At 45.5% G+C, this 16,208-nt stretch carries 20 protein-coding genes; 3 read left to right on the plus strand and 17 right to left on the minus strand.

From position 1 onward, the window contains the following. Positions 1–2: 2 nt before the first annotated feature. The 6 genes from rpiB to spoIIR form a co-directional block, all read right to left on the minus strand. Positions 3–452: a ribose 5-phosphate isomerase B gene (gene rpiB / locus ABZM97_RS19170; protein WP_087992700.1), complete on the minus strand. Its 450-nt coding sequence runs from the start codon at positions 450–452 to the stop codon at positions 3–5. A 156-nt stretch (positions 453–608) separates the two neighbouring features. Then, on the minus strand, positions 609–1,061 hold the full coding sequence (locus ABZM97_RS19175) for a low molecular weight protein arginine phosphatase (RefSeq protein WP_087992701.1): 453 nt from the start codon (positions 1,059–1,061) through the stop codon (positions 609–611). Between the two features lie 74 nt (positions 1,062–1,135). After that, complete coding sequence (locus ABZM97_RS19180; RefSeq protein ID WP_202327923.1) at positions 1,136–1,693, minus strand: manganese efflux pump MntP family protein; 558 nt, start codon at positions 1,691–1,693, stop codon at positions 1,136–1,138. Between the two features lie 78 nt (positions 1,694–1,771). Beyond that, positions 1,772–2,812, minus strand: coding sequence for an L-threonylcarbamoyladenylate synthase (locus ABZM97_RS19185; RefSeq protein WP_087992703.1), 1,041 nt, complete (start codon positions 2,810–2,812; stop codon positions 1,772–1,774). A gap of 157 nt (positions 2,813–2,969) precedes the next feature. Then, complete coding sequence (locus tag ABZM97_RS19190; protein WP_333516481.1) at positions 2,970–3,413, minus strand: hypothetical protein; 444 nt, start codon at positions 3,411–3,413, stop codon at positions 2,970–2,972. A gap of 66 nt (positions 3,414–3,479) precedes the next feature. Then, on the minus strand, positions 3,480–4,157 hold the full coding sequence (gene spoIIR, locus ABZM97_RS19195; RefSeq protein WP_087992704.1) for a stage II sporulation protein R: 678 nt from the start codon (positions 4,155–4,157) through the stop codon (positions 3,480–3,482). 140 nt (positions 4,158–4,297) lie between these two features. Here spoIIR and ABZM97_RS19200 point away from each other — a divergent pair, with 140 nt between their 5' ends. After that, complete coding sequence (locus tag ABZM97_RS19200; RefSeq protein ID WP_087992705.1) at positions 4,298–4,660, plus strand: UPF0715 family protein; 363 nt, start codon at positions 4,298–4,300, stop codon at positions 4,658–4,660. A 16-nt stretch (positions 4,661–4,676) separates the two neighbouring features. On the opposite strand, the gene ABZM97_RS19205 is transcribed toward ABZM97_RS19200, so the two are convergent. The 3 genes from ABZM97_RS19205 to prfA all read right to left on the minus strand — a co-directional run bounded on the left by ABZM97_RS19205 (position 4,677) and on the right by prfA (position 6,964). Continuing rightward, positions 4,677–4,964 (minus strand): DUF5316 family protein, encoded by a 288-nt coding sequence (locus tag ABZM97_RS19205; protein WP_087992706.1) that lies wholly within the window; start codon positions 4,962–4,964, stop codon positions 4,677–4,679. Positions 4,965–5,025: 61 nt separating this feature from the next. Next, the gene (prmC, locus tag ABZM97_RS19210) at positions 5,026–5,892 is read right to left on the minus strand and encodes a peptide chain release factor N(5)-glutamine methyltransferase (protein ID WP_087992707.1); all 867 of its coding nucleotides are present in this window, start codon (positions 5,890–5,892) and stop codon (positions 5,026–5,028) included. A gap of 1 nt (position 5,893) precedes the next feature. Then, complete coding sequence (gene prfA / locus ABZM97_RS19215; RefSeq protein WP_087992708.1) at positions 5,894–6,964, minus strand: peptide chain release factor 1; 1,071 nt, start codon at positions 6,962–6,964, stop codon at positions 5,894–5,896. A gap of 125 nt (positions 6,965–7,089) precedes the next feature. On the opposite strand from prfA, the gene ABZM97_RS19220 reads away from it, so the two are divergent. Further along, positions 7,090–7,476, plus strand: coding sequence for a VOC family protein (locus ABZM97_RS19220; RefSeq protein ID WP_087992811.1), 387 nt, complete (start codon positions 7,090–7,092; stop codon positions 7,474–7,476). Between the two features lie 121 nt (positions 7,477–7,597). Further along, positions 7,598–8,152: a chromosome-anchoring protein RacA gene (gene racA, locus ABZM97_RS19225; RefSeq protein ID WP_087992709.1), complete on the plus strand. Its 555-nt coding sequence runs from the start codon at positions 7,598–7,600 to the stop codon at positions 8,150–8,152. A 35-nt stretch (positions 8,153–8,187) separates the two neighbouring features. On the opposite strand, the gene ABZM97_RS19230 is transcribed toward racA, so the two are convergent. From ABZM97_RS19230 to ABZM97_RS19265, 8 genes are all read right to left on the minus strand, one after another. After that, complete coding sequence (locus ABZM97_RS19230) at positions 8,188–9,144, minus strand: AEC family transporter (protein WP_087992710.1); 957 nt, start codon at positions 9,142–9,144, stop codon at positions 8,188–8,190. 80 nt (positions 9,145–9,224) lie between these two features. Next, entirely contained in the window at positions 9,225–10,922 is a 1,698-nt protein-coding gene (malS, locus tag ABZM97_RS19235; protein ID WP_253268632.1) for an oxaloacetate-decarboxylating malate dehydrogenase, read from the minus strand. A gap of 287 nt (positions 10,923–11,209) precedes the next feature. Then, the gene (locus tag ABZM97_RS19240) at positions 11,210–11,797 is read right to left on the minus strand and encodes a thymidine kinase (RefSeq protein WP_087992712.1); all 588 of its coding nucleotides are present in this window, start codon (positions 11,795–11,797) and stop codon (positions 11,210–11,212) included. An 85-nt stretch (positions 11,798–11,882) separates the two neighbouring features. Then, on the minus strand, positions 11,883–12,083 hold the full coding sequence (gene rpmE / locus ABZM97_RS19245) for a 50S ribosomal protein L31 (RefSeq protein ID WP_003151132.1): 201 nt from the start codon (positions 12,081–12,083) through the stop codon (positions 11,883–11,885). 118 nt (positions 12,084–12,201) lie between these two features. Further along, positions 12,202–13,485, minus strand: coding sequence for a transcription termination factor Rho (rho, locus tag ABZM97_RS19250; protein ID WP_010328939.1), 1,284 nt, complete (start codon positions 13,483–13,485; stop codon positions 12,202–12,204). Between the two features lie 30 nt (positions 13,486–13,515). Then, complete coding sequence (locus tag ABZM97_RS19255) at positions 13,516–13,677, minus strand: hypothetical protein (protein WP_141113417.1); 162 nt, start codon at positions 13,675–13,677, stop codon at positions 13,516–13,518. Between the two features lie 213 nt (positions 13,678–13,890). Beyond that, positions 13,891–14,856 carry a class II fructose-bisphosphatase gene (gene glpX, locus ABZM97_RS19260; protein WP_367387069.1) on the minus strand — a complete coding sequence of 322 codons (966 nt, stop codon included), beginning with the start codon at positions 14,854–14,856 and terminating at the stop codon, positions 13,891–13,893. Positions 14,857–14,886: 30 nt separating this feature from the next. Continuing rightward, positions 14,887–16,176, minus strand: a complete 1,290-nt coding sequence (locus ABZM97_RS19265; RefSeq protein ID WP_087992715.1) for a UDP-N-acetylglucosamine 1-carboxyvinyltransferase — start codon at positions 16,174–16,176, stop codon at positions 14,887–14,889. Positions 16,177–16,208 lie beyond the last annotated feature (32 nt).

Raw genomic sequence — 16,208 nt, forward strand, 5'->3', positions numbered from 1 at the left:
CCCTACAGGTTTTTCCCTTCATAATCTGAGATTTTTCCAATACGGGTTTGATGTCTTCCGCCGGTAAACTCAGTGGTCAGCCAGATTTTCGCGATTTCACGCGCCAAACCGGGGCCGATGACCCGTTCACCCATCGCGAGGATGTTTGTGTCATTATGCTCTCTCGTTGCCTGTGCGCTGAATGTATCGTGCGCCAGCGCGCAGCGAATGCCTTTGACCTTATTAGCGGAAATACTCATACCGATGCCTGTCCCGCAAATTAAAATGCCTCTGTCAACTTCGCCGCTAACCACTTTTTCGGCCACCGGGAAAGCATAATCCGGATAATCGACAGATCCGCTTCCGCAGTCACAGCCCATATCAATATATTCAATTTGCAATTCGTCCATTAACTCTTTGATTTCATTTCGAATGTGAACGCCGCCATGATCCGATGCTATGGCTACTTTCATCAGCTTTTCCTCCCAGTGTGTGTGATGCGGCCCGCCCGCTTTGTTGACCGCGCAGCCTGTCCGCTCTTAGATTCACACCATATGATGTGCTTTTCACTATATTCTACTCCTTCACGAAGGATTTGCAAATGACCTGTTTGCAGATTTTCTGACAACTTACCTGCCGTCTTTTTTCAGTTGTTTTGCCAGCTGCTGAAGAAGCTCTTCAAGCTCATCTCTCGTTTGTTTATAGATATCAATTGTGCCGCCGAACGGATCGATGACATCCCCGCGGCTGTCTGTGACATATTCTTTTAGCGTAAACACTTTATCACGATAACGTCCGAATTGGCTGGCAATGATCTGTTTGTGCTGCTGGGTCATAGCCAGAACCAAATCAGCCGATATCATATGTTCTTCAGTCAATGGAGAAGACAAATGATTAAGGGCAATGTGTTTTTCAAACAGCGCTTCGACAGCATGAGGCGTCGCTCTCCCATTAGGCGAAGCAAACACACCTGCCGAGCGGACACTGACATTCAGCCCTTCCGTTTCTGCAATTGATTTAAAAAGCGCCTCAGCCATGGGGCTGCGGCACGTATTTCCAGTACAGACAAAAATAATGTTCATGTCAGTCACCCCTTATTTTCTCTATTATATATGAAGAAAAAAGAAACGGCGACTTCGTTTCTTTTATTGGTATATTAAATTGGCAAAAGCAGCTTTAGACCGAATGCGATTAATATGATGCCCCCGAGCGCTTCACTGTATGTGCCAAGCCACGACTGTACTTGTTTTCCGATCAGCAGGCCCAGCCATGTCAACATCATGCTGAACAGCCCGAACAGGGTAATGGTGAGGAGCGGATGCGAGCCGTATATCCCCAAGCTCAAGCCGACGGAGAAGCTGTCAAGGCTGACGCCGACGGCAAACAGCAATAAGCCCGGTCCTGCCGGCGACATGAGTCGTTCTTCTGACTGTTTAAAAGAAGACATAAGCATTTGAACACCAAGAACAAAAAGCAGCGCCCCCCCGATATAAACCGCTAACACGCCGAGGAGCCCTGACAGCATGTTACCGGCCGCCATCCCTCCGAGAGGCATGATGACGTGAAAGAGGCCGATGATGAAACCAATATAGAATATCTGCTTTTTTGTGAGTTTGATCATGCCCATTCCGAGACCGACAGAAAAAGCATCCATCCCTAAAGCAAACGCCATGATGCTTAATGTAATCAGTTCGCCTATAAACAAATCCGACATACATGAATAACCCCCTTGGACACGCCCCGCTTTTTTAGCCTATGCGTGTCCAAAAAGGGTTAGAACATCTGACTGCGTTCAGCGAATCACTTTTCCTCCAGCGGCTTTCATCAGCCTGTTCATAATGGCGAGTCCGACGCCCGTGTCCGGAAAGGATTCCGCGATAATAAAATCCACCTTCTTCTCATCAAAGCTGCGTAAAGCATCATACAGCCCTGCCGCAACAGTCTCAAGCTGAGCCCGTCTGCCGCAGCTCTTCACGTAATCAGCGGAATACACGTCCGCATTTTCTTCTGTCGTCAGGACACCGACTCGTCTTCCGTCCTGTTGATATTCTTGAATGAGGTGCTGAATGCGCTCAGGGCTGCCTTCGCAAATGGCAAGCGGCGCTGTCGGCGCATAATGTGTATATTTCATCCCTGGAGAAATCGGCTTCTCATTTTGATCACTGAGCCCTTTATCCACAAGGATCGGTCCAATCTCCGCTTCAATTTGTTCTTTCGTAATGCCGCCCGGGCGCAGGAGAACGGGGATGTCTCCCTCACATGAAAGGACGGTCGATTCGACCCCAATCCCGGTAGGGCCTCCGTCCATCATTCCAGCTATGCGGCCATCCAAGTCGTGAGCCACATGCTCGGCCTTTGTCGGACTTGGCTTACCTGACAGATTGGCGCTCGGTGCCGCAATCGGCAACCCCGACGCGCGAATCAATGCAAGGGCAAGCGGATGATCCGGCATCCTAATGGCAACCGTTTCAAGCCCTGCCGTTACACGAGGTGAGAGCGCACTAGGTTTGCAAGGCAGGATGAGCGTAAGTGCCCCCGGCCAAAACCGGTTCATCAGTGTTTTCGCCTTTTCTGGCGCCGGTCCTGTTAAATCGTCTAGCTGGCTGATGTCCGCAATGTGGACAATCAGGGGATTATCACTTGGACGCCCTTTTGCTTCATATATTTTTTTGACAGCATCTGTGTCTTTCGCATTTGCGCCGAGGCCGTATACCGTTTCTGTCGGGAACGCAACGACCTCATTTTCCCGGAGCAAAGCGGCTGCTTGTGCAATTTGTGGATCATTTGTGGATAACTCGTCAGTTGCGTCCACAAACCATCTTTTCGTTTTCATTTTCTGACCAAACTCCTTATTCACAACAATAAAACGATTGTTTTACGCGTGTAATCCTTTTGAAAGTATAAAAGATGTCCTGTAATAAAACAAGCGTTATCCACAAATTGTGGACAACGCTAATGAAGAAGTGGATAAGTATGTGTATAAATCACATTTATCCAGACGCTTTTTTCATCAAGACAGCCCCTTCTGTTTGCCGGGATTCACGGAAATGGTCGGAAGAAAACAGCTCTTCAGGTACACTTTCAGCTGGTTCAAACCCCATAGCCGTCAGGAAATCGGCAGAAGAATGCTGATTCGCAATTAAATATACTGTTTTGATCTGATGCTTTTCACACAGCAGCTCCATACTCTGAAAGAGCGTCACAATATGGCCTTGGTGAAGCTTGTCCGATATCACAAGTGATCGCAGCAGCCCTTGGTCACAGCTTATTTTTTCAATTCCGAGACAGCCGGCAATGTTTTTCTCACTGTCCTCCAGCATCAGAAACTGGGTGAAGCCTTCTTTCACGCCTTCATGATTGGTTTTCGCCTGTTTTAAAAATTCCTCGAGCACGTCTCCGTCTTTTTCCCTTGCCACCCGCAGTTGATAAAACATCCGTTCACCCCGTTTTTGCATTCTTTCTTCCAATCTATGAGGCAAATCTATTTTTAGACCAGGTGATTAGGAAAAAAGGCCGGAAATCCATTCGACTAAAAAGAATTTCACTTCTGTGCCGCCGTCTTCCTTCTCTTCTTTCTCTTCTTTTGTGGCTTTTTCCGCTTTAGCGGTTACGTCCTCAAGCACTTTTTCAGTCTGCTTTTTTGAAGCTTCTTTATCTTCTTGTTCTTTTACGGCTTCCCCGTTAGAAAAATCGAGAAAACAGAGCGGCGGGAACAGCACACACCACCAATTGGCGCCGTCGCCGTTTCCAAGCGTAATCAGAATCGCTTCATATTCACCAGCAGGATATACCATGTTGCCATAAAGCTTTGTCGGAAATGAGATTTTGTCAAAATCAACGGAAATCGACTGGTTCGCTCCTTCTTTCTCCATTGTTTCCTTTGCAATTTCTTTGATTTCGGGCAGCTTTGAGCGAATCACACGCCGCGCTTCTTCTATAGAAGTAATATCCTCTACCCAAGTCGTGATTTCTTTATTGACCGCGTCTCTGATATGCCGTTTTAATTGCTGGTCCTGATCCCTATCGCTGTTTGCCAATATTCTCAGGCGGATCGCCTCGTCCGGAATGACCACCGGCTGATTTTCTGATTGCTGTGCCGTCTCTTCTTTTGCCAGACCTACAAGCGCACCGGATAATAAAAGAAAGATATATATACAAATGATTACTGTTTTTTTCATCGGTCCCCACCGTTCCTCTCCGTGCTTTGTTTCTAGCCCTATTATGGACAAGGAGAGCCTGGGGTAAACGTGCAGGGTGAAAAAAATCTAGCAAGCTGTTAATCTTATTTATGGTACGATAGTGTTTTAGGAGGTTTAAGATGAAATATAATTATACAGTGCTGTTATCAGCATTCACGATGTCGGTTCTTTATTCGATGATTTATATTCATTCATTTATCATTGCCGCTCTCGTAACGATGGCATTTTATTTTCTATTTCCTTATTTGATATTCGCACTTCCGCTTCAGTTCATGATGAATAAAAAGCCGAAGCGGTTCAACCCTTTGTATCTGCTGTATTACTTTGCCGCGTCTATTGTTGCCAACGCGATTATTTTCGGCTTGCTGCAGCCTTCGGGACAATCCCTGTTTCAAAATAAAGCCTTCTATCTTTTCGCTGTATTAACAGCTCTTGTCTATTGGATATGGGATTCTGTGTTACTGCAAAAAAAGGAAGCCTAGGGGGCTTCCTTTTTCATTAAAACAAAATCGTCAGCAAATAACAAAGAATAGAGGGTATCCCCGCAACAAAGAAAGCTGCCGCCATTTTCATGCGGGATGTACGGCCTTCTTTCGTTTCTGAATGGTAGTTTGCCCGCTGATCGCTTCCGCTTACGGCCAAACCCGATGTGATGATCGCGAGCCCAATCAAAATAAGAGACGCAATGCCAAAAATCGACTCAAATGGAAGTGCCTGCGGAACAATGGTGCCGATCATACTTTCAATCGCAATGAGCAAGATTCCTGCTGCCAGGGCCTTTTTCATCTTTCACATCCCCTTTGCTGGTGTTAAAACAGCTTGATTCATCAACTCGCCAGCAAGCTGCTTATATATTTTTATGAATCACAGCGCATATGGTTCTGTCTTTTCCATTAATATCTTTCAGCACTTCCACTTCCGCACCCTTAAACGTCTTGAGGATCAGTTCTTTGACCGCCGCTCCCTGATTCCATCCGATTTCAAAAACGACAAACACTTTATTCTTCATGACAAGCGGGATGTCTTCCATAAACCGCTTATAAAATTTGAGCCCGTCTCCGCCATCAGTGAGAGCGTGAAGCGGCTCATGAAAACGGACAATCTCTGATAGATCAGCCATCTCTTCTTCTGAAATATAAGGAGGATTCGAGACGATAATATCCGCTTTTTTTCCAGCCATAATAAAAGGCTCTAGCAGATCGCCCTGATAAAAGTGCACATCAGCTCCAAGCTTTTCCGCATTAGCAGAGGCGACTTGCAGCGCCTCTTTTGAAATATCGACCGCCGACACAGAAAAATTTTTGTTTTCAAGCGCAAGCGTGACGGCTATCGCACCGCTCCCTGTACCGACGTCAACGACATCAACCCGGCCGTCTTCCGAAAAGACACGCCGATATTTTTCAAGCAAATGATAGACAACCTCTTCTGTTTCCGGCCGCGGAATCAGTACATCATCATTCACCATAAATTCCCGCCCGTAAAAAAACTCTTTTCCTATAATGTACTGAACCGGCACGCCCTCTTTATGCATCTCAACGTGACGCTGAAAGCGATACAGTTCGTCTTCGCCAATCGGTTCCTGTAAGCTGGCGAGCAGCTTGCTTCTGTCCATTCCGGTATCATAAAGCAAAAGAAGCTCGGCAGCGTTTTCTTCTCTTCCCGCTTCGGTTAAATAAGAAGAAGCCCATTTCAGGGCTTCAAATATCGTCTTCATCTTAACCTTCCGACTGTTGAAGCTTGCTTGCCTGATCTTCAACGATCAGTGTTTCAACCACTTCGTCAAGTTTTCCTTCAAGAATCTGATCAAGCTTTTGAATCGTCAGGCCGATTCTGTGATCCGTCACACGGTTTTGCGGGAAGTTGTATGTGCGGATACGCTCAGAGCGATCACCTGATCCAACTGCTGATTTCCGTGTTTGATCATATTCAGCCTGGGCTTCCTGCTGAAATTTATCATAGATTCTGGCACGGAGAACCTTCATTGCTTTTTCTTTGTTCTTGATTTGAGATTTTTCATCCTGGCATGATACCACAACACCTGTCGGCAAGTGCGTCAGACGAACGGCAGACATTGTGGTGTTCACGCTTTGTCCGCCCGGTCCGCTTGAAGCAAACGTATCAACTCGGATATCCTTCTCATGGATGTCAACCTCTACCTCTTCCGCCTCAGGAAGACACGCTACTGTTGCAGTCGATGTATGGATACGGCCGCCTGATTCTGTTTCCGGAACACGCTGTACGCGATGGGCGCCGTTTTCATATTTGAGTTTAGAATATGCGCCGCTCCCCGTAATCATAAAGATGATCTCTTTGTAGCCGCCCGTTCCGGTTACACTCGCTTCCATGACCTCTGTTTTCCAGCCTTGAAGCTCAGCGTAACGGGAATACATTCTGTAAAGGCTGCCCGCGAATAAAGCGGCTTCTTCGCCTCCCGCAGCTCCGCGGATCTCCATAATAACGTTTTTGTCATCATTAGGATCTTTCGGGATCAGAAGCACTTTGAGGCGTTCAGACAGTGTTTCCGTTTCCTTCTGGAGTTCAGAAATCTCTTCCTTCACCATCTCGCGCATTTCAGCGTCCAGCTTCTCTTCAAGCATCGCTTTTGCATCAGTCAGCTGTTCTGACGCATCTCTGTATTGTCTATATACGTCAACTGTTTCTTGTATATCAGATTGCTCTTTTGAATATTCTCTTAGCTTTTTCGGATCGTTGACTACTTCTGGATCGCTTAAAAGCTCATTTAATTTTTCGTATCGTTCTTCGATTGACTTTAATCGGTCTAACACGGTCTTCACCTCTGTTTTCCTGTGCGTAACATTCTCATTATAGTATAGTGATTAACCCCAGTCAAAAGCATTTCAATCCGAGTTGGAAATGCCTCCTCTGCTATACTGGGAATCGAGGAGGGATCATCATGCTAAAATCCATACATCATATTGCAATCATATGTTCAGATTATGAAAAGTCGAAAGCTTTCTACGTACATAAGCTTGGTTTTCAAGTCATTCAAGAAACGTATCGAGAAGAGCGGGGCTCCTATAAGCTTGATTTGTCACTTAACGGCACGTATGCTATTGAGCTGTTTTCGTTTCCCGATCCACCCGCACGCCAAACCGAGCCTGAAGCGGCAGGCCTGCGCCATCTCGCCTTTACAGTCAGCAGCTTGGATGAAGCGGTTCAGGAGCTTCATAAAAAAGGAATCGAAACAGAGCCCATCAGAACAGATCCACTGACTGGCAAGCGTTTCACCTTCTTTTTTGATCCTGACCAGCTTCCTTTAGAACTGTATGAACAATAACGGTTTTTGAAGAAAAAAAGAAGATACCCACTTTCTTTGCCGAATCTTTTCTTGTTTTGTCTAACAGGAAGGGAACCGCATTCTATGGTCGAATACCTAGCTAAAAAGGAGGTATGGGATCATGAATACAAATATGGTAGCAAGTGAACTCGGCGTCTCCGCAAAAACGGTGCAGCGGTGGGTGAAGCAGCTGAATCTTCCGGCCGAACGCAATGAGCTCGGGCACTATTCGTTCACGGCAGAAGACGTGAAGATTCTAAAATCTGTACAGAAACAAATCTCTGAAGGCAAGGCGATTCAGGATATTCATGTGCCTCAAAGCACTAAAAAGCGCACAGGCTTCCTTGTCCAAAATACAAATGGCGACACAGAACGAAGAATCGAGCAGCTCGAACAGAAGCTGAACACCCTATTACTGCAAAAGCAGGACGAAAACGAACTGCTGGCAAGGTTCGAGGAACTGGAACGCCAGCTGAAGCAAAAAGCGGATGAGGGTGTATCTTATCAGCTGCTTCAGCACCGCAGGGAAATTGATGACATCCTTGCAGACATGCAATCACTGACCTCACAAATGAAAGAATTCACCGCCCAGCCGATCCCCGAGACCGCTGCCGCTTCCGAAAAAAACAAAACAAGAAAAAAACCGCTGCTGTCACTGTTCAAATTTCAAACCTAATATAAAAAGCTCCCCGTAAAGGGAGCTTTTTTGATTTACGCAGTAAGCGCAATAATAATTGGAAGTGAAATCAATGACAGAATCGCACTGATTACAAATGCAGAAGCAGTTTCTTCCTCTTGTTTTTCGAAACGAGTTGCAATCATGGCTGCTACGGCAGAACCAGGGAATGCAACAAGAAGGATCGCTTTTGTCATTTGGTCAGCTGGAAGTCCGACTGCAAGAGCAATCAAGAACATTAACGCAGGCTGAACCGCAACTTTGAGCAGCGCAATACCAAATGCTGGTACGCTGAGTTTGATACTGCGGATACCAACAGTAACACCGACAGCAAAGAGAGCCACACCAGATGTTGTGCTTCCAATCTGGTCAAGCATTTTAACACCCAGCTCAGGTAGAGTCACACCGCAAAGCACTAAGATCATACTGATTAATGGAGCAGCTGCAAGCGGCTCAGAAAGACCGTGCAGGATTGATTTTCCTGTCATCTTCCAGAAGCTGTCGCCGCCCTCTTCGTTTTTCTTAGAAGACACACCGACAGTAGCGACAATAATCGCAAGCGGATCAAGAATCGCATTAACAACGATACCTGTAACCGCGATCGGAATCGCAACCTCTTGCGCGCCGAACAAGCTTCCCAGTACAGGAATACCCATAAATGCGAATGTCGGCTGTGCAGAGTTCAAAGAAAATATGGATGAGTTCGTTAAATCATATTTAAACACAAATCTGCAAAGCAATAAAATAACAATATAGAAACCAACAATCCCAATAATTAAAGAAACCATTAACGGAATTTGAGATAAAAATTCACTTCTGGAAGTAGTCAAGATACCAGCGATAAAGTGAGCTGGAAGTGCGTATTTCGTTACTAACGTACTTACCCCTTTTGCCGACTTGGCATCATAACTTCCAAAATGTCCTGCAAACCATCCCAGCACGATAACAAAGAAGATCGGTGCCAGGAGGATTAAGATATCTAAGATGCTCAAAATATTCTCCTCCAAATCCTATGTCCGTATACTTTAGCTTTCCAAAAAGCTTTCCCTCGGACGATGTATTTAATCGCTAATTATTTTGCGATGACTTTTTTGTATTCCGGTGTCCACATTGCATCAAGAACCGCTTGTTTCACATCTTCAGGCTGACGATTTGCTACGCCTTCTTTAATAGCTGCTTCAGCAACGGCAATCGCAACTTGAATAGAAACTTCTTGAAGCTTATCAATGCTTGGAAGCAATCCTGCTCCAGGTGTTTCAAAATCAACCATTTCAGCAATCGCATCAGCAGTTGCAGCAAACATAGCAGGCGTAATCACACGCGCTTCAGCTACAATTGAACCAAGTCCAAGACCAGGGAATGCAAATGCGTTGTTAGATTGTCCGATTTCATAAGAAACACCGTTGTATTCCACATTTTCAAACGGGCTTCCTGTTGCTACAAGCACTTTTCCGTCAGTCCATTTGAATAGATCTTCAGGAGTCGCTTCCGCAAGGTGAGTCGGGTTTGACATCGGCATGATTACCGGACGGTCTACGTGAGATGCCATTTCTTTTATAATTTCCTCTGTAAACGCGCCTGATACGCCTGAAGTACCGATTAAGATCGTTGGTTTCGCTTGGCGAACCACTTCATCGAATGGAATTTGGCCTTTTTCATCGCGTTTCCATTCTTTCACTTCGTCCGCAGTGCGAAGGTAAGGTTTTTGGAAATCAAGGATGCCTTCGATTTCTTCAGTCAGCAAGCCTCTGTAATCGATTGTGTAGAAGCGTTTGTTCGCTTCTTCTTCAGATAATCCCGCAAGCACCATTGTGTCACGAATTTGGTCGGCGATTCCGATACCTGCGGAACCTGCACCGAAGACAACAACACGCTGGTCTTTAATAGATGCGCCTGTTTTCTTCATAGCAGCAAGCACACCAGCAAGTGTAATCGCGCCTGTACCTTGAATATCATCGTTGAATGTCAGAATGTCGTTGTTGTATTTCTTCATGATATTACGCGCGTTTTTATTACCAAAGTCTTCCCAGTGAAGAAGTGCTTTAGGGAAGAATTTCAGCGCAGCTTTTACATACGCATCAACGAATTCTTCATAACGTTCATCTGAAATACGCTCATGATGGTTACCAATATATAAAGGATCATTTAAAAGTTTTTCGTTGTTCGTACCGACATCAAGCACAACCGGGATAACACGGCTTGGGTCAATACCAGCTGCTGCAGTGTAAACAGCTAATTTACCGATCGCGATGTTAATACCGCCTACACCCCAGTCACCGATTCCGAGGATGCTTTCAGAGTCAGTTGCAACGATAAGATCAATATCGCCTGCTGTCGCATGAAGGTTTTCAAAAGCTTTTTCAATACCCTCAATATTGTCGATTGACAAGTAGATACCTTGAGGTCTTCTGTACTCATGGCTGTATTCTTGAATCGCTTCGCCGACTGTCGGTGTGTATACAACAGGAAGCATTTCGCGAAGATGGTTTTTCAGCAATTTATAGAAAAGAACTTCGTTACGGTTTGCCAAATCATTTAAGTAAACATTTTGACGGAGGCGGTCTGGCTGAGCTTTAAACTGCTCATATGCGCGTTTTGCTTGTTGATCTAGAGAAAGTACAGTTGGCGGAAGAAGTCCTTCTAAGCCAAGTTCTTGTCTTTCCTCTAATGAGAAAGCAACACCTTTATTTAAAGTAGGAATAGATAAAACTTCTTTTCCTCTAAGAGTTGTTTCTAAATGGCCTTCCTTCGTTTTTTTTATGTTATTCAAGCAAATCTCCTTCTTTCTTGAAATAGTTAACAAAGTTAAGTAATAACCCATCTTGAAAATCCGATCATGATCTTTATGCGACTTTATGACAATTATTCGAACAATGTCTAAAAACTATTTACATTACGTAAGCTATTGTATGCCTGTGAAAATCAAAATTCAAGGGAAGAAAATTACTTAATTTTTTAATACACTTAATTAAATTTTTTAATTAATTATTATCAGAATATAAAAAAAACACCGGTGTTTTTAGCCGGTGTTTTCTATCTTTATACCCATGCTTCGGGCTATTTTTTAGATTTCCCTGGAACTTCGTGATGGTGTCTGCATCTCGCTTCATACGATTCGGATGCGCCCACCAAAATGACCGGATCATCGTAGGAAGCAGGTTTGCCGTCAATCAGGCGCTGTGTTCTGCTCGCCGGCGATCCGCAGACGGAACAGACGGCTTGCAGCTTCGTCACACTTTCCGCAATCGCCATAATATCCGGGACGACACCGAACGGCTCTCCTCTAAAATCCATATCAAGACCGGCTGCAATCACACGGTAGCCTTTATCGGCAAGGGATGATAAAACCTCAACAATTTCCTGGTCAAAAAACTGCACTTCATCAACCGCAATCACATCCGTACGCTCACTGATATGGTCCCAAATATCTGCAGCAGAAGAAATGGCATAGCTCTTCATGGATGTTCCATTATGGGAGACAACAGCATCTTCACTGTATCGATTATCAATCACAGGCTTAAATACCCTGACTTCCTGCTTGGCGTAAGTCGCTCTCTTCACTCTTCTGATCAGCTCTTCAGATTTCCCCGAGAACATGCTGCCGCAAATCAGCTCAAGCCAACCGCTTTGTTTCATTATGTACATAGGCTCTGTTCCCCTCTTTCTGCCAGCTGTGTTTTAGACAATATAAAAAACAGGCAAGACTGCTTGCCTGTTGAAAAATCTATTATTACTTAAGACCGTATTTTTTGTTAAAGCGATCAACACGACCATCAGCAGAAGCGAATTTTTGGCGGCCAGTGTAGAATGGGTGGCACTCAGAGCAAATCTCAACGCGTACCTCTTCTTTTACTGAGCCTGTTTCAAATTCATTTCCACAAGCGCATTTAACTGTTGCTTTTTTGAAATTAGGATGAATTCCTGCCTTCATTGTATCCATCTCCTTCCGCCCTGAATCCAGTGTGGAAACAGAGTTATTATTTCGGAGCATTGTCCGAAACGCATATAAGAAAATTATATCAGTGATTTACTTCTTTTGCAAATACTATTTACCTTCTTGCAGATGATAGATTTGCCTGTTTCCATTCTTGATTGAGAATGTCGAAAAATTCCTGGTTTGTTTTGGTTTTTTTCATTTTTCTCATGAATTTTTCCGCAAAATCAGGTGAATCAGACATCGTTTTGCGGATCGACCATAAACGATCAAGATGCTCTTTAGGCACAAGCAGCTCTTCCTTGCGCGTTCCTGAACGGCGGATATCGATGGCCGGGAAAATGCGGCGCTCGGCCAAAGAGCGGTCAAGGTGAAGCTCCATGTTGCCTGTTCCCTTGAATTCTTCATAAATAACATCATCCATACGTGAGCCGGTATCGACCAGAGCCGTAGCAAGGATAGTTAAGCTGCCGCCCTCTTCGATATTTCTCGCAGCCCCGAAGAAGCGTTTCGGACGGTGGAACGCCGCAGGGTCAATCCCCCCGGAAAGCGTTCTTCCGCTCGGCGGAATCACTAAGTTGTAGGCGCGGGCAAGGCGTGTGATGCTGTCCATCAGAATGATGACGTCTTTTTTGTGTTCTACAAGACGCATCGCGCGCTCAAGTACAAGCTCGGCCACTTTGATATGGTTTTCCGGCACTTCATCAAACGTTGAACTGACGACATCCCCAGCCACAGAACGCTCGATATCAGTTACTTCTTCCGGTCTTTCGTCAATCAAAAGCACGATGAGCTCTGCTTCTGGCTGGTTCGCTGTAATACTGTTGGCAATTTCCTTCAGCAGCATCGTTTTTCCGGCTTTTGGCGGCGCAACAATCAAACCGCGCTGTCCAAATCCGACCGGCGCCATCATGTCCATAATTCTTGTAGACAAGAAGTTAGGTTTTGTTTCTAGCACCATTTGACGGTCTGGATAAAGAGGTGTAAGAGCCGGGAAATGCACACGCTCTTTTGCAGATTCGGGATCATCCCCGTTTACTGCTTCAACGTGCAAAAGTCCATAGTAACGCTCATTTTCTTTTGGCGGACGAACCTTGCCTGATACTTTGTCTCCGTTTCGCAAATCAAAACGGCGGATTTGAGAAGCTGAGATGTAAATGTCTTCTGAGCTTGGAGAGTAGTTGATCGGTCTCAGGAAGCCGAAACCTTCAGACTGGATGATCTCAAGAACGCCTTCCATAAACAGCAGATCTTCCTGTTCTGCATTTGCTTTCAGAATGGCGAAAATGAGTTCTTTTTTTGTCAGTTTACTGTAATAGGAGATTTTATAATGTCTTGCAAGTTCATAAAGCTCTTTCAATTTCATATTTTCCAAAGAGGAAATAGATACGTTTTTCATAAAAACACCACGCTTTTCATAGTCAATATCTTACTCTGTACATATAACCTGCTGCTTTTGCACAACATCCGCCAAAGCACATTCTTTTTTTAACATAAAGGAACTTCTATCGGTAACACTTCCACCCATGATCGGCGCTTTTGTTAAAAGGATTGTCTTAATGAGTTTTGAAGGAAGCGAGGACAAAAACATGAGAAGATCAATACTTATATCGTCTGTATGCGGTAGAAATTAAAACTTTCCTAGTGCTTAAAAGAAGGAATTACGCAGTAAAATTCGCAGCACTCTTTATTTTTACCTTATTTCAGAAAATTATTCAACTGAAATAAGGTTTTGACACTGAATTGATAGAGTTGACTCTTTTTTGCAAAAGAAAAGCAGGCTCACACCCGCTTTTTCTGTTTGTTATGGACGGATTACAAGATTTGGTTTCTTTTTCAAGCTGTGTCTGCCGTCAACAAAGCGGACAGTGCCTGATTTTGCACGGATCACTATGCTTTCAGTTGTGCCGACAGAACCTTTAAATTGAACACCTTTTAACAGCTCGCCGTCAGTTACGCCGGTAGCTGCAAAAATAGCGTCATCACCCTTCACAAGGTCTTCCATACGAAGGACTTTGCTTAAATCAAGGCCCATATTGTTACAGCGCGTGATTTCTTCTTCATTTTGCGGAAGGAGTTTACCAATTATTTCTCCGCCCAGCGCTTTTAGCGCAACAGCAGAAAGCACACCCTCAGGAGCTCCGCCTGATCCGAACAGGATGTCAACGCCCGTGTGGTCGAAAGCCGTATTGATGGCGCCTGCGACATCGCCATCATTGATCAATTTGATTCTGGCGCCTGCCTCACGAAGCTCAGAAATAATTTTCGAGTGTCTTTCACGGTTTAAGATAGTGGCAACAACGTCCTCAACGTCCTTGTTTTTCGCTTTTGCCACCGCTTTAAGGTTATCAATGGCAGGTGCTTCGATGTCAATGCAGCCCACCGCTTCCGGGCCGACTGCGATTTTTTCCATATACATGTCAGGGGCGTTCAGAAGCGTGCCGTGGTCTGCGACCGCAATAACCGTCAGCGCGTTCCAGCCGCCGCTTGCCAAGATGTTTGTGCCTTCAAGAGGGTCAACTGCGACATCCACGCGAGGACCGTACCCGTTTCCGAGTTTTTCCCCGATATACAGCATCGGCGCTTCGTCCATTTCCCCTTCACCAATCACAACGGTTCCTTTCATCGGAACTGTATCAAAAACATCTCTCATTGCGCTTGTTGCGGCTTCATCAGCCTCGTCTTTTTTTCCCCGGCCCATCCATCTTGCAGATGCCAATGCCGCAGCTTCGGTCACACGTACCAATTCCATTGATAAACTTCTTTCCATTTCAACACGATCTCCTCTCACAAGAAACCATTATGAATTTTGAAGCTGTTCTATTTCTTCGTCTGTCATTCTTTCACGCCAGATTGTCGCTCCAAGCCCCTCAAGCTTCTTCTCAAGGGTGCTGTATCCGCGGTCAATGTGCTCCAGGCCCGTAATTTCCGTGACGCCGTCAGCCATCAGGCCGGCTACCACCAGACAGGCTCCGGCACGCAGGTCGCTCGCCTTGACTTTTGCGCCTTGAAGCTCGACAGGACCTGTGATGATGGCGGATCTGCCTTCTACTTTCATATTGGCACCCATCCGTCTCAGCTCATCAATGTGCTTGAATCTTGCCGAGTAAATGGTGTCCGTTACGACGCTTGTCCCTTTTGCTCTTGTCAGGAGCGCCGTCATCGGCTGCTGCAAATCAGTCGGAAAGCCCGGATATACGAGGGTTTTGACATCAACCGGCTTTAAGTGCTTCTGCCCGCCGACAATGAGAAGCTGGTCATCGCTTGTTTCAATATGATAGCCCATTTCTCTCAGCTTTGCTGTTAACGACTCCAGATGAGTGGGGATCACATTATCGATCATGACTTCCTTGCCCATTGCAGCAGCAGCAATCATAAATGTACCTGCCTCAATTCTGTCCGGAATGATTGTGTGTTTGCAGCCGTGCAGTTCTTTCACGCCGTCGATTCGGATCACATTGGTTCCCGCACCTTTGATTTTGGCGCCCATGCTCGTAAGCAGTGTCGCAACATCAATAATCTCTGGTTCCTTCGCAGCGTTTTCGATGAGCGTTTTCCCTTCTGCCAAGACAGCGGCAAGCATAATGTTAATGGTTGCCCCTACACTCACGACATCTAAATAAATGCGTGCGCCTCTCAGCCTTTCAGCACGCAAATAAATGGCGCCTTGTTCATTGGTCACTTCAGCTCCAAGCGCTTCAAAGCCTTTGATATGCTGATCAATCGGCCGGGGGCCCAAGTGGCAGCCGCCGGGCAATCCGATGACGGCCTGCTTAAAGCGGCCGAGCATCGCCCCCATTAAATAATAAGACGCGCGAAGCTTTTTTACTTTTCCGTTAGGAAGCGGCATGCTGATCATCGACGTGGGGTCAACAACCATCTCCCCATTCTCGAAATGCACGTTGCCGCCGATTTCCTTTAACAGGTCACGCAGCGTTTCAATATCTGAAATCTCTGGAAGCCCTTCAATTGTCACCTCGGAATTTGCCAAAATGGTTGCAGGTATTAATGCAACGGCACTGTTTTTAGCGCCGCTGATATGTACTGTACCGTTTAACGAGTCACCGCCGGCAATATTCAACTTTTCCATGATAGTCTCCTTCCATAAGAAGATAGCTGCGG

It is taken from the genome of Bacillus vallismortis, assembly GCF_040784915.1.
In the GTDB taxonomy this organism is placed as follows: domain Bacteria; phylum Bacillota; class Bacilli; order Bacillales; family Bacillaceae; genus Bacillus; species Bacillus subtilis_G.